The organism is Geodermatophilus sp. URMC 65 (assembly GCF_053502545.1).
Window position 1 is genome coordinate 4,415,443 of the sequence record NZ_CP199954.1, and the last position, 12,937, is coordinate 4,428,379.

The window sequence follows — 12,937 nt, forward strand, 5'->3', positions numbered from 1 at the left end:
GAGCACATCGTCGGCCTGCCGGCCGACACCGCGGCCAGGTGCCGTCCCCGGCCTGCGTGGAGCCCCGCCCGGCCAGGTGTCGTTTCCGACCTGCGTGGAGGCGTGCCGAGCGGCGGGTCGTCGTGGTCTCGAGGGGGACGAGGCCACGACAGGTCGCGACTCGGTGGTGTGACGCACACGACAACGGCCCCCGACCTGTGGGTAGGGGGCCGCCGGGCGGAGCTGGGAGTGCCTAGTCGAGGTGGTCGCGCACTACGGACGCCTGAACGGTTGTGCATCGTCTGCGCCCAAGCCTGCAGGTGAGAAGCGCTGTGCCTGCAAATATCCTGGACGGCCGCGGCCAGGGATGACGAGACAGCGCGGCGCGGGCTGACCCTGCCCGACGCAGATCGTGTTCCGCGACGTGCAGCGGCGGGCAACTCGGGATCGTCACGGATTTCCAGTTCCGGCCGCACCCGGCGGGACCGCACGTCATGGCCGGTGCTGTCTTCTGGTCGACGCATACGCCCCTGCGGTTCTGCAGTTCTACCCGGACTGGATCGCGGACTGCCCGGACGAGCTCATGACATCGCCGGGCAGCGCAGGGCACCCGCGTTGCTCGGCGTCGCCCCCGAACCTCGTCGGCAAGCTCGCCACCGCGGTCCCCGTCTGTCATGCCAGGCCGGTCGACGCCTGCCAGCCTGGCACGCGCTGAGCCCGCCGGCGTCTTGCCTCGGCGGGGTGCTCAGCGCGCTGGTTAGGCGGCCTCGGCGTGGTGCCACGATGGTGGCCAAACCGTGGCGTTCACGGTCGTCCGCAGTGGTTCCTCGGAAACCATACCTGGCGGTGACCTGAGCAAAGACAACGGCGGACGTCCGCAGACCCCCACCAGCCGCCCTGACATTATGAGGGTCCGGGGTCCGAGTCCCCTCAGCTCCACCCGTAGGCAGGCCTGACCGGCCCGGGACGATGGCTGCGCTCGCGGCCGGCGGCGGTCAGGTTACCGCAGGAGCTTGTTCACCGCCTCGGCACCCAGACCGGCCTTCTCATAGTGCTCGCGCGCTAGTTCCAAGTAGTCGTAGGCGTCGAACGTGCCGTTGGGCTCCCCGTTTTCGTCGAGCCAGATCAACGGTCCGGTGACGTTGAAGTGGACGCGCATGGGCTCGGGGGATTCATGCGCCACCAGCGTGTGGGCCTCGCCAGGCGCCTCGTAGACAAAGGTGCCGGCGGTGGCGACCCAGTCGTGTTCAAGGTAACTCCACTGGCCAGAGAGGGTGTAGCCGAACACCTGGTGAGGGTGATAGTGCCGGTTGACCAGGCCTGGCTGCTTGGCCATGAGGACATCAGCCCACCGGTTCTGAGCCAGGGAGATCCACAACGGCCGAGTGAACACAGTTTCCGACAGCGGTACAAAGAAGCGGTCGTCGTCGGACATCGTGTCGGGCAGGAAGACCTCGGGTGCGGCGTCCTTGCGGAAGACCTTCTCCTTGTCGATCGGCTTGATGTCACGCCAGAACTCGGTACCGGCAACGGGATCGGGGGTGACCATGGAGCCTCCTCGCGCGCAGGTCGGCGCAGAGCGGAGTGCCGCCCTGCGGTCCACCGACCGACAGGACGCCCGAGGAGGCTCGCGGCGCCGAAACCGACCCCGGGCCGCCCTGCGATCCGGTGTGTCTCCATTCTCTCCTCCACCGGAGGACCCGGCACACCGAGCGGGCAGCGTTGCGCACGGGGAGACGGCGGCCGGTCAACCTTTCAGGGACACCAAGCGGTTACCTGTCGACCGTCTCCAGCACGGCGGCAGCGCTGGCGGCTGGTTAGCGCGGCCGAAGTAGACGTCGGCGCGTCAAAGGGTGTCCGGGCGTGGGTGTGACGGTCGTAATCGTCCTACTCGGCGGCCGTATCCGCCCGATCCCGCCATGCACGGTGAGCGGTACTCCATCATGGACCGCCTCTGACCTCAGTGACACGCCCGAGCGCGGGGGAGAAGTACAGCAACCGGTACAGCAACGCGCCCCGAACGGCGACGAATTGAGGGACCACAGTGGACGTCATAGACCGTTGACCTGGGCATGTACCACTATCACGAACCAGGGCGAACCCCTCGGATGTGACTGGGGTTATGTCGGCATCGGGTCGACCGGCTTAGAAATCGTTTCAAGATGAACTCGGCGTGCCTCCCGCGAGGATCGGGCCGACCTGCTGAGGCTGTGGTGGGTGATCGAGGAGCTCGTACCTGACGGGTTGTGGGAGCGGGTCGCTCCCCTGTTGCCGCCGCCGAAGCCACGCCGCTACCGCCATCCGGGTCGGCGGCCGATCGATGACCGGGCCGCACTGGCCGGCATCGTGTTTGTGCTCAAGACCGGCATCAACTGGAACCAGCTGCCCACGTCGCTCGTCGGCTGCTCCGGGGTGACCTGCTGGCGCCGGTTGCGGGACTGGACCGCCGCCGGCGTCTGGCCGGCCCTGCACGGACAACTGCGGGACCAGCTGCGCGCGCTCGGTGAGCTGGACCTGGACCGGTGCGCGGTCGACGGCTCCCACGTGCGAGCGCTCAAAGGGGGGACCACGTCGGCCCGTCGCCGGTCGACCGCGGCCGGCCCGGCTCCAAGCACCACCTGATCTGCGACGCCGGCGGCATTCCGCTGGCGGTCAGCCTGACCGGCGGCGACCGCAACGACGTCACCCAGCTCATCCCGCTGGTCGATGCCGTTCCGCCGATCCGGGGCCGGCGCGGCCGACCCCGCCGCCGACCGCGGGAGCTGTTCGCCGATCGCGGCTACGACCACGACATCTACCGCCGACAGCTGCGCGCCCGCGGCATCACCCCGCGGATCGCCCGCCGCGGCGTCGCGCACGGCTCGGGCCTGGGCCGTCAGCGGTGGGTGGTCGAGCGCGGCTTCGCCTGGCTGCACGCCTTCAAGCGGCTGCGCACCCGCTACGAGCGCCGCGGCGACCTGCACCTGGGCCTGCTCCAGTTGGCCTGTGCGCTGATCTGCTACCGGCAGCTGACCGTCGTTCTGAAATGAGTTCTTACGACCTCGTGCATGGTTAGCGGCGAGCGGTCGTTGCACTGCTCGGGGCGGACCTGCTCACCTGGTGGTGCCGGTCGCGAGCGCTTCCGGTTGGCGGAGCCGGTCGGGTCGTGGGGCTCGTTCCTGACTGGAGACCAGTCCGGCGACCGCGGGAAAGATCGTGTCCAGGTGCTCGCGTCGACCGAGGTGGCGAGACAGGGCCCGCCAGTTCTTCAGGTGGCTGATGCCGTGCTCGACGCGGATTCGCCTGGACGTGTGAGCCCGGCGTTCGGCCTCGTGCGCCGCGGCGACGGCGGGAAAGACCGGGATCTGGTTCCTCCGCCGGTGCGGCCGCGGGGTGATGACCGCACCGGCGGTCTGCGCGCTGAGCCCCTGATAGCCGGCGTCGGCCAGCAGCGTCACGCCCGGAGTGCGGGCCAGCAGTTCGACCAGGCCGGCCTGGCGGACCTGGGTCAGGTCATGGAGGGAGCCCGGGCGGGTCTGTCCGCAGAACAGCAGCCGCCCATCAAGGTCGGTGAGGACCAGCGCCTTGACGGTGTTGGCCCGGGCCTTTCCCGAGACGAACCGATGGCGGCCGGCCCGATGGGCCGCCGGGCGGCGCACCCGGACCTCCGTGGCATCCAGCAGGCCGACCCGCCCGCTGGCACCCAGGTGGGCGACCACATCGGCCAGCGTGCGCAGCCGGAGCCCGCCCTCGACGGTGCACCCGCGCTCGGCCAGCAGCGGGCCGACCTCCCCGACCGCGCGGGTGATCGTCGAGCGGGACACCCCGAACCAGCAGGCCAGCACGTCATGGGTGACCCCGTGGCGCAGATGGACCAGGGTGGCCAGCAGCCGGTCGAGGAACACCAGCCGGTACCGGGCACCGGCGCCGACCGCCCGCCGGCGCGGCCGATCGGCCAGCCGCGCGTCCTGGCGTGCCTGCCAGCGCGGTCCCAGCTCGGCGACCAGCTCGGCCAGGACCTCTCGAGACAGTCCGGTCACCCGGCGATCGACGACAGCGGCGGCACGGGGAAGAGTGCTCGACACATCACGACCCTGCCCGTCCTGCCCACAGCACGGTCAAGTCGTCGGGCTAACCATGCACGAGGTCGTTAGATGACATTGCAGAAGTAGGTCGTCGGGCTCTGTTCCGTCCTGACGGTTCGGCGCAGGTTGCTGGTCATGTCCTCGCCGGCGTCTTCCCCGCCCCGGCTGATCAGCGACGAACTGTGGGCGCTGTTCGAGCCGTTGATCCCACCGCAGCCACCCGCGGTGCACGGGTGCACCGGCCGGCCCCGGGTCTCGGATCGGGACGTGCTCGAGGGCATCGCCTTCGTGCTCTTCACCGGCATCGGCTGGACCAAGCTGCCCCGCCGGCTGGGCTACGGCTCGGGCTGGACCTGCTGGCGGCGGATGCGCGAATGGGCCGAGGCCGGCGTCTTCGACCGCGTCCACCAGGCCGTGCTCGACCGCCTCGGGGAGCAAGGTGCGCTGGACTGGTCGCGGGCCAGCCTGGACTCGGTCAGCGTCCGGGCGAAAAGGGGGGTGAGCTGACCGGCCCGAACCCCACCGACCGGGGCAAGGCCTCCCAGCTTGTACCACCTGCTCGTCAACGCGCACGGGCCAGCGCTGAACGTGCTGGTGTCGGCCGCGAACGACACGACAGCCTGTTCGTCGAGCCGATCCTCGACGGCATGCCGGCGATCAAGCGGGGTGGTCGCGGTCACCTCGGCGTCGGCCGGTCAAGCTGCACGGCGACAAGGGCTACAACATTCCACGGGTGCGCCGCTACCTGCGCCGCCGCGGCATCACCGCCCGAATCGCCCGGATCGGGGTCGACTCCAGTCAGCGCCTGGGGCGGCACCGCTGGGTCGTGGAACGGACGCTGGGCTGGCTGCTGTCCTACAAACGCCTGGCCCTGCGTTACGACCGCACCGCCACAACGATCACCGCACTGGTCCGCCTGGCCGTCATCCTCATCTGCGCCCGACGCCTACCGCCGAACTAATGCAACGACTTCTAATACTGCAATGGCAGTTATGGGGGTGCCTGGCCTCGGGTGCGGTAGTGAGCGGCGCGGGCCTGGGCCTGGCGTCGTCGGCGCCACCAGGACCAGTCCGCGGCGTGGTCCAGGTCGGGCCGGGGAGCGCGGATGAGGGTGTTGAGCAGGCGCCGCAGCTCGGGCACGGTCAGCGCGATGAGCTGGTCGGTTCTGGCTGCGGATCCCCTTTTTCCGCGGTGGCGCGGGTGGCGGACAGATAGGCGTGGGCGAGCATCGCCAGGGTGATGTGCCGATACCAGGCGGTGTAGTCGCGCACCTGGTAGGAGGCCAGCCCCGCCTCGTTCCTGGCGGCCTGGAAGCACTCCTCGATGCGCCAGCGACCGCCGGCCACGGCGACCAGCTCCTCGAGGGTGGTGCCCGCCGGGCCGGCGCAGACGTAGAAGGCTAGCTCCGGCGTCTCCTCCGGGGTCTGCGGGATGCTGCGGCGGGCCAGCGCCCAGCGGGATCAGTCGGGATCGAACCCGGCTAGCAGCTCGACTCTTGCCCAGTCGTAGAGGCGCAGGCCGTGCGCGCCGGCGCCGGCCGAGCGCCGCTGCCAGTTCTCGGCCGGGACCTCGGCGATCAGCGCGCGGACCCGGCGCTGCCGCCAGTCGACGGTGGCCACCGTGTCGTTGCTGCGGGTGGCCAGCACGTAGGGCAGGCCGTGCTGTTCGCACCAGACCCGCAATCGCTTGTCCTGTCCGTAGATCTCATCGGCGGTCAGCCAGCCGACCGCCACCCCGGCGTCAAGGGTTCGCTGCAGCATGCTGCGGGCCAGCTCGGGCTTGGTGGCGAAGCCGACCTCGTCGCCGATGCCGGCGGCGCGGGCCCGCTCGCGGTCGTCGGTCCAAGCCTTCGGCAGATAGAGCTCCCGGTCGATCAGCGCCCGCCCGATGTCGGTGGCGTAGGCCAGAAAGACCCCGATCTGGCAGTTGTCGATCTTGCCGGTGGTGCCGGTGTACTGCCGGCCCACTCCGGCCGACCGGGTGCCCTTCTTGATGAACCCGGTCTCGTCGACGATGAGCACCCCGCCCGGGCCGAGCCCCTCGCTCACGTAGGAGCGCAGCTCGTCGCGCACGGCGTCGGCGTTCCAGTCCGCGGTGCGCAGCAGCCGCTGCATGCCATCGGGTGAGATCTCGCCGGCGGCCTCGGCCAGCGTCCAGCCGTTCTTGCGCTCCAGCTGGCCCAGCAGCCCCCGCAGATACGCCAGCACCCGGGCCCGCGGCTCCGCGCGGGCGAACACGCCGGCGATCCGCCGGTGGACCTCCTCCAGGCCTGCCGCCCAGTCCTGCACCTCGGCCACCAGGCCATCGCAGCGCATCGGCACACGCTGCTACCAGCCCTCAGCCGATCCCGGCAACGACACGCGCAAGTGCCGTTGCAGTACTAAGCCAGGTACCGCGTGATCGGGTGGTCCGCGCCGAGCATCCGGCGGCAGCGCTGCAGGGTGTCCTCGCCCAGGGCACAGGCCGACTTCGCCCCGCTCGGCTCGTTCAACGCGCCGGCCAGCGCAGTCACCGCTGTCAGGGTAGTGGGGTGGTCTGGGCCCAGGGCCCGGCGGCAGCGCTGCAGGGTGTCCTCGCCCAGGGCGCGAGCCTCCTCTGCCTCGCCGCCCAGGACCAGTGCGCTGGTCAGGGCGGTCGCCGCCCACAGGGTTCTCGCGTGGTCCCGACCGTGTATCCGGCGGCAGCGCTGCAGGGTGTCCTCGCCCAGGGCGCGAGCCTCCTCTGCCTCGCCGCCCAGGACCAGTGCCCTGGTCAGGGCGGTCGCCGCCCACAGGGTGACCGGGTGGTCCGGACCGTGTATCCGGCGACAGCGCTGCAGGGTGTCCTCGCCCACGGCGCGAGCCTCCTCTGCCCCGCCCAATTCGGTCATAGCGCGGGTCAGGGCGGTCGCTGCCTGCAGAGTGGTGGTGTGGTCCGGGCCGAACACGCGACGGCAGCGCCGCAGAGTGTCCTCGGCCAGGGCGCGGGCGGGCCTGGCCTCGCCCCGCTGGAACAGGACTCGCGTCAGGGCGGCGGCCGCCCACAGGCAGGTGGGGTGGTCGAAGCCGAGCGCCCGGCGGCAGCGCTGCAGAGTGTCCTGGCCCAGGCTGCGGGCCGACTCCGCCTGACCCAGCGACACCAAGGCGCGGATGAGACTGCTCGCGGCGGTCAGGGTGTCGGGATGGTCGAGACCGAGGATTGCTCGCCAGCGGTCGAGCAGTGGGTCGGCGACGGCCCTGCTGGCGTGGCTGTCTCCATGGGCTTGCAGGTAGCGGGTGGTGTCCAGGACCAGGCGTCGGCCGGCGGGATCGTGGTCGCACAGCAGGGCGGTGGCCAGCACGTGTGGAGCGAGCTCAGCCCAGCCGGCCCAGCCGGCCGGGTCCTCCGGGTCGCCGGGGCAGGCGGCGGCCAGCAGCGCCACCACTCGCTCGGCGGTGGCCTGCTGCCGCTCGGGGGCAAGCTGGTGACGGATGACCGCCTGCACCAGCCGGTGCAGCTGGAACCCGCCGGGGGAGCGGCGCGCCAGGGAGTAGCCGACCAGCGTTCCCACGGCGTCGGCGAGCGCGTCAGGGTCGGCGGCGCTCCGCAGCGGCTCGTCGAGCAGTTCGGCGTGCTCGCCGAACAGGGTCAGGGGGATGGGTTCGGGGGCCAGGAAGGCGGCCAGCTCCAGCAGCTGCACCACGGCCGGGTCCGCGCCGCGCAGCCGCTCCAGGGCCAGCGCCCAGGCGGTGTCGAGTCGCCCTCGGTAGCCGAGCACCTCGCCGCGGGCCAGCAGGGTCGTCCGGCGGGCGCGGAAGCGGCGCAGATAGTCCGCCGCCGGCAGGTCGGTCTGCTCCAGGTAGCCGGCGGCCTGCGCGGCGGCCAGCGGCAGATCCCCGAGTTCGGCGGCGAGCTTGTCGGCCAGCTCCTCGCCCAGGGCCGGGATCCGTGCTTGGAGCAGCGCGATCGTCTCCGCCCGGGTGAGCACGTCGACCTCTAGCCGGCCACCGAGGGCGCCCCAGCCAGGGGAGCGGGAGGTGATCAGCACGTGCCCGGGCCCGCCAGGCAGGTAGGCGGCGACGTCCTGGGGCCGCTCCGCGTTGTCGAAGAGCAGCAGCCAGCGGTCCCCGCCGCGCAGCTCGGCCAGCAGCCGCTCCACGGTGTCGGCCACCGTCGGCCCGGGCGGCAGGTCGAGTCGGGCGGCGAGGGCGGCGAGCTGCTCGGGGATGAGCACCGGCTGCTCGGCGTCGATCCACCACACCAGGTCGTAGTCGGCGGCGAACCGGTGGGCGTGCTCGATGGCCAGCTGGGTCTTGCCGACCCCGCCCAGGCCGTAGAGCGCCTGCACCACCAGCGTGGCCTCACCCGAGTGCAGGCGCCGGCGCAGTTCGGCGAGCATGCCGTCGCGGCCGGTGAACCGTGGATTTCGGGGTGGGACTTTCCAGCCCTCGGGCAGGCGGCCGGCGAACCGCGGCCTGTCCTTCGATGCAGGTCCCGCTCTCGGAAACGGTGGTGATCGGGTCGGGCGGCCTCCGGACAGGCGGTTTCGCAGCCGGGCCGCCGCCGCGGTCTCATCCAGGCCGGTCAGGTCCAGCGGGATCAGCGGCGCGTACAGCGCGGGCAGGGTGACCGGCTCGACGAGCACCGGCACGATCCGCCCCAGCGCCTGCTGGGCGAAGGCGGCGCGCAGCTCCGCAGCGCCGAACGCGGAGGCGAAGTAGGCGTCGGTGCACACCGCCAGCAGCCGGTACGCGCGCTCCAGCGCCTGCTGCATGCGGGCGATGAAGTCCTCCCCCGGCGCCCAGTCCCACACGGCCAGCTCGACGGTGTACCCGGCCTGGTGCAGCTGCCAGGCCAGCCATTCGGCCCAGCCGGTGTCCCGGCCGGCGTGGCTGATGAAGAAGTCGGTCTGCTCACCGCTGACGCGCCACGGGGTCGCGCCGCCGGATGCGGCGCCCGCTGGCCCGCCCACGGTCACGGCTTCCCCCTTGTGGCAGGTAGGGGAATCGAGCGTCGAACCTGCCGGTCTGATACGGGGACTCACTGTTCTCACGATGAGGCGCATGAGTTCCGTAGGTCCACGTTCACAGCGGACGATCCAGGCCGTCGGCCGCGGCGTCGCCAGCTGGCGGGGGATGGCTGGTGCGGGTGGCACGGCTCAGGTACAACGCGATCGCGTGGTCCGGGCCGAGGACCCGGCGGCTGCGCTGCAGCGTGTCATCGCCCAGCGAGCGGGCCGGATCCACCTCGTCCAGCTGGGCTAGGGCTTGGGTCAGGGCCCTCGCCGCCCACAGGGTGATCGGGTGGTCCGGCCCGAGCCCCCGGCGGCTGCGCTGCAGCGCGCCACCGGTTGGTCGACATCCGGGTCACCCCGAAACCGGGTCGCCACCTCCCGGTCGGTGGGCCCCTCCTCGATCCACTCGGCTGTCGCCAGCCGCATCCGCTCCCGCCGAGCCCGCTCCACGGCGGTCAGCCCACCAGCCTCGGGACACCGCATGTCACCGGCATAGCGCGGACGACGTCGACTGTCAGCAGGACTCGCAACCCCCGCCGTTGATTGACCTTAGCTCGCTGCCTCATAGGCGTCGACCTTGATCGTCTCGCCATGCAGCGCCTTCTTCAGACACTGCTCTCTCTCCTTGACCTCCTGCTTCTGTCGGTGCGCCGATTCCGCCTCGGAGAGGTGTGCCAGAAACTTCTCCAGGTTTTTCATGAGCCGACTGAAGTCGTATTCTCCAGCTATCACCAGGATCTCATAGCAGAGGGCCTGCAGCCTCAGCTCCTCCGAGGGGTAGTCACCATTCTCCTTGTCGTATATCTCATCCATCTTCTTCTTTGACGCGCATCACATGCTTCACCCCATGCGATGTCAAGCGCGGGACCGCGTCCCGTTGGTGCCGGTCCCGCGGGGAGGGCAGCGCGGGGAACCGCCTTCTGACCCATGGGACGACACGCCGACGACAGGGCGCGCAGCCCGGCATGATCCCCGCCGCTCGGGCGCGGTAGTGCTCATCGGCTCGGCGACCGGCATACAGCGGCTGGTCGCCCGGACGCCTTACGCCGCCTCGGAGATGGCGTTGGTCGGGCTGGTCGGCACGCTGGCCTGGGGGCGGCCCTCCCGCGTCAGGCGGAGACCGTGCGGCTGATCCAGTCCGCGACGAGTGCGTGCTTGGTCCCGCCCTCGATCTCGACGGTGCGGACGAACTGCAAGGTGTCCTCGCCCTTCAGTTCGACCTCGGGCAGGATGTTGGACGCCCGGGTGCGGGAGCTGACCTTGACCGGGTTGATGACGCGCACCTCTTCGAAGACATGTTGACCCGACGGCCGCACCCTCGTGTCATTCGGCCGGCTCCTCGATCGTCTCGGTGAGCCGCGGCAGCAGCCTGTGCACCGGCGACGCCCGCAACGGCCTGCCCGCGGCCGCGGCCCGGCTGCTGCACCGACTCGCGCGGGACCTGCCGATGCTGAAGACCCTCACGTGATGACCGGGCACGCCTGTCGGTTCTGCTGCGTGGCGGCTGGGCGGTGCCCGGCGACGGCGTCGACGGCGGCTCGGCTGCCATCGCGGTGCATCCCGACGTCCGCTTCTCCCGCGCGCTCGACGAGGGCTTGTCCTGCACCGCAGCGACCGCGACCTCGCCGCATGCACCCCGCGGGCGTCGCCCGCTGCCCTGGCTCACCGATACCGATACCGACACCGAGGCGGAGGCACCGTGACCGACGACGAGGTGACCCGGCTGCGGGCACTGCTGGGCCACCCGCCTCGAGCGGGACGAACGGGCCCGCGCCGGTTGGCCGCGGCAGCCGACGAGCCGCCGACGATGACCGCAGGCCAGGAGCCGCGGCCGCTGCCGGACCTGCCCGGTCGACGCACCGCACCGAGGTAGGCCCGCCGACCTGCCCATACCCGTCACCGGGCTGCTGGCCGGTCGGCGGTCGCCGCATCAGCTTCCGTTCACCTACGGGCGCACCGCCACGACCTGCTCCGCGCCGTCGTGCGAGGCGCCTGGCCCGGCATCAATCCACGCCTGGTGGTCCGCATCCCCGCGCCGCTCATGTGCCCCACCTTCTCGAAAGAGGGCTCGCCGGCCACCCCGTGCCCACGACGGTGCCTCCGGAGGCGGACCGCGGCGCTCCGGCTGCACCGCGGCGGGGCGGCCCGGCAGGCCGCCGCCGGGGGCGGTACAGACCGGGCCTCACGTCCTCGATGTCGGCCGCGCGGTCGGCGAGGGCCCGTGCGGCTCGGTGCTGCCGGGAGTCTCGCCGGCGAGCAGCGACGCGGCGAACGGTCCCCGGTTGAGTCGGAACTCGATCAGGTCGTAGGTCGCCACCCCCGCCCGGGCGAACGGGTCGGTCCGGGTCAGGGCCTCGAGGTCGGCTCGGTGGTGGCCGCGAGCCAGGATTACCCCGCCGTCACGGGGGACCCGTGGTCCCGAGGCGAGGAAGGTGCCGCGGGCGTAGTGCTCGTCCAGCCAGCGGCGATGCTCGGGCAACAAGACCTCGATCTCCTCCAGGGGCTGCGTGTAGGTCAGGACGACGAGGAAGAGTGAGACGCCGTCGTCGGGGGTGGGCTGGTTGGTCGCCGTGGAGTCGCTGCCGGTGGTCATGGTGGTCGCGGCGTTCCGCATGTCCTTCCGGTCGGAGGTCGGTGGATCGGTGGCCGGTGGGTCCCGGCGCCGGTGCGCCGCGCGGCCGGAGGTGGCGGTGTTCGGATGACGGGGCGGGGGCTCCGCCATGTCGAGGGCCTCCAGGGTGCTGACGGCCGGCTTGGCGTAGCGGTACATGATGGTCCAGGCCAGCACGATGGTGACCAGGATGACGGTGGGCAGGATGAACGGGTCGGCGACCATCGCCGAGGCACCGACTGCGCCGCCGAGCATCGCGGCAGGTCGAGCACATGGAGCACAGGATGGCAGCCAGCAGCCTGTCGCTGCCGTGGTGGAAGGCCCAGCAGCCGGCGCAGAACGCGGCCTCGATGGCGAAGTCCCGCCAGAGGTTGCCCTGCAGGTCAGCCCGAGCGCAGGGTGGGGCATCCACGGCAGCAGGCGGATGTTTGGTTCGTGCTGGACGACGTCGCGGATGATGCGGCTGGCGCCGACCCAACCGAACACCCAAGGCCAGCTGCGGTCGGCGGATCACCCAGCGCACGACCGCGACGTGGCCGAGTGAACCAGGCGGGCCGACGTACTCTGCACCGCCCGCGTGCTGCGACTGCCCGGGCATCCGCGACCGCGCGGCGCAACCACCTCAACTGATCCGGGTGCCAGCTGATCCGGCGCGCCCTCGTCGGGCATCCTCCTGGCCCACCGCACGGCCAGTGGCCAGCCTGACCCGTTCGGTTGACGGCGGCGGCTCGGACGAGGTGGCCATCCCACGGTCTCGTAATCTGGCCGACGTCAAGCACGTCGTCGGGTCCTCAGCGGATGACCGCTGCCCGCCGCCGTCAGAAGTCGCCGAGCCCCAGCGGGCGGGCCTCGGCGGCGGCTCGGGCCGACGCCTGCGCGCGCGTGTAGCGCAGCATGTCCGGCCGCGTCCAGCCGGCCACCGCCATCAGACTACCCTCGCTGCCGCCGGCGGCGAGCCAGCGGTGCGCCGCGGTGTGCCGCAGCCGGTGCGGCCGGTGCGGCCGGAACCCCTCGATCCCGGCCGCGCGGGCCCGCTCACCGAGCGTCTTGTGCAGTGCGTCGTAGGAGAACGCCCTGCCGCGGTCGCCGAGCCACAGCGCCGGGGCGCCGGCCAGCCGGTGGCTGCGGCGGGCACGGAGGTAGCGGTCCAGCGCCCGGGAGGTCTGCGGGCCGAAGGGGACCACCCGGCCCCGACCGCCCTTGCCGCGGCGCACGGTGGCCGTGCCGGTGGACAGGTCGACGTCCGCGGTGCCGAGCGCGACGACCTCTCCGGCCCGGGCGCCGGTCTCGATCATCAGCCGCACGAGCGCC

Annotated in this window: 11 protein-coding genes and 2 pseudogenes; 4 read left to right on the forward strand and 9 right to left on the reverse strand. The window is 71.8% G+C overall.

Annotation, left to right across the window (positions count from 1 at the left end):
* Window positions 1-979 precede the first annotated feature (979 nt).
* Window positions 980-1,528 carry a 2,4'-dihydroxyacetophenone dioxygenase family protein gene (locus tag ACWIX7_RS21410; RefSeq protein WP_106277443.1) on the reverse strand — a complete coding sequence of 183 codons (549 nt, stop codon included), beginning with the start codon at window positions 1,526-1,528 and terminating at the stop codon, window positions 980-982.
* Between the two features lie 668 nt (window positions 1,529-2,196).
* Here ACWIX7_RS21410 and ACWIX7_RS21415 point away from each other — a divergent pair.
* Window positions 2,197-3,008, forward strand: a protein-coding gene (locus tag ACWIX7_RS21415; RefSeq protein WP_448618426.1) for an IS5 family transposase whose coding sequence is annotated in 2 segments (ribosomal slippage) — window positions 2,197-2,536 and window positions 2,536-3,008 — 813 coding nt in all. Because the reading frame shifts where the segments join, the coding sequence is not laid out codon by codon here.
* Window positions 3,009-3,071: 63 nt separating this feature from the next.
* Here ACWIX7_RS21415 and ACWIX7_RS21420 read toward each other — a convergent pair.
* Window positions 3,072-3,998, reverse strand: coding sequence for a transposase family protein (locus ACWIX7_RS21420; RefSeq protein WP_448618427.1), 927 nt, complete (start codon window positions 3,996-3,998; stop codon window positions 3,072-3,074).
* A gap of 180 nt (window positions 3,999-4,178) precedes the next feature.
* Here ACWIX7_RS21420 and ACWIX7_RS21425 point away from each other — a divergent pair.
* Window positions 4,179-5,004: pseudogene (locus tag ACWIX7_RS21425) on the forward strand (IS5 family transposase).
* 181 nt (window positions 5,005-5,185) lie between these two features.
* Here ACWIX7_RS21425 and ACWIX7_RS21430 read toward each other — a convergent pair.
* The 5 genes and pseudogenes from ACWIX7_RS21430 to ACWIX7_RS21450 all read right to left on the reverse strand — a co-directional run bounded on the left by ACWIX7_RS21430 (window position 5,186) and on the right by ACWIX7_RS21450 (window position 10,298).
* A pseudogene (locus tag ACWIX7_RS21430) lies at window positions 5,186-6,358 on the reverse strand (IS701 family transposase).
* A gap of 65 nt (window positions 6,359-6,423) precedes the next feature.
* The gene (gene fxsT / locus ACWIX7_RS21435; protein WP_448618428.1) at window positions 6,424-8,979 is read right to left on the reverse strand and encodes an FxSxx-COOH system tetratricopeptide repeat protein; all 2,556 of its coding nucleotides are present in this window, start codon (window positions 8,977-8,979) and stop codon (window positions 6,424-6,426) included.
* Between the two features lie 106 nt (window positions 8,980-9,085).
* Entirely contained in the window at window positions 9,086-9,340 is a 255-nt protein-coding gene (locus ACWIX7_RS21440; RefSeq protein WP_448622176.1) for a tetratricopeptide repeat protein, read from the reverse strand.
* Between the two features lie 224 nt (window positions 9,341-9,564).
* The gene (locus ACWIX7_RS21445; protein ID WP_448618429.1) at window positions 9,565-9,828 is read right to left on the reverse strand and encodes a hypothetical protein; all 264 of its coding nucleotides are present in this window, start codon (window positions 9,826-9,828) and stop codon (window positions 9,565-9,567) included.
* Window positions 9,829-10,124: 296 nt separating this feature from the next.
* Window positions 10,125-10,298 (reverse strand): hypothetical protein, encoded by a 174-nt coding sequence (locus tag ACWIX7_RS21450; RefSeq protein WP_448618430.1) that lies wholly within the window; start codon window positions 10,296-10,298, stop codon window positions 10,125-10,127.
* Window positions 10,299-10,526: 228 nt separating this feature from the next.
* On the opposite strand from ACWIX7_RS21450, the gene ACWIX7_RS21455 reads away from it, so the two are divergent.
* The gene (locus ACWIX7_RS21455; RefSeq protein ID WP_448618431.1) at window positions 10,527-10,718 is read left to right on the forward strand and encodes a hypothetical protein; all 192 of its coding nucleotides are present in this window, start codon (window positions 10,527-10,529) and stop codon (window positions 10,716-10,718) included.
* Window positions 10,715-10,888 (forward strand): hypothetical protein, encoded by a 174-nt coding sequence (locus tag ACWIX7_RS21460; protein ID WP_448618432.1) that lies wholly within the window; start codon window positions 10,715-10,717, stop codon window positions 10,886-10,888. Before ACWIX7_RS21455 ends, ACWIX7_RS21460 begins: the two co-directional genes overlap by 4 nt.
* Before the next feature lie 309 nt (window positions 10,889-11,197).
* On the opposite strand, the gene ACWIX7_RS21465 is transcribed toward ACWIX7_RS21460, so the two are convergent.
* Window positions 11,198-11,881 (reverse strand): YciI family protein, encoded by a 684-nt coding sequence (locus ACWIX7_RS21465; protein ID WP_448618433.1) that lies wholly within the window; start codon window positions 11,879-11,881, stop codon window positions 11,198-11,200.
* Window positions 11,882-12,444: 563 nt separating this feature from the next.
* Entirely contained in the window at window positions 12,445-12,930 is a 486-nt protein-coding gene (locus tag ACWIX7_RS21470; protein ID WP_448618434.1) for a tyrosine-type recombinase/integrase, read from the reverse strand.
* Window positions 12,931-12,937 lie beyond the last annotated feature (7 nt).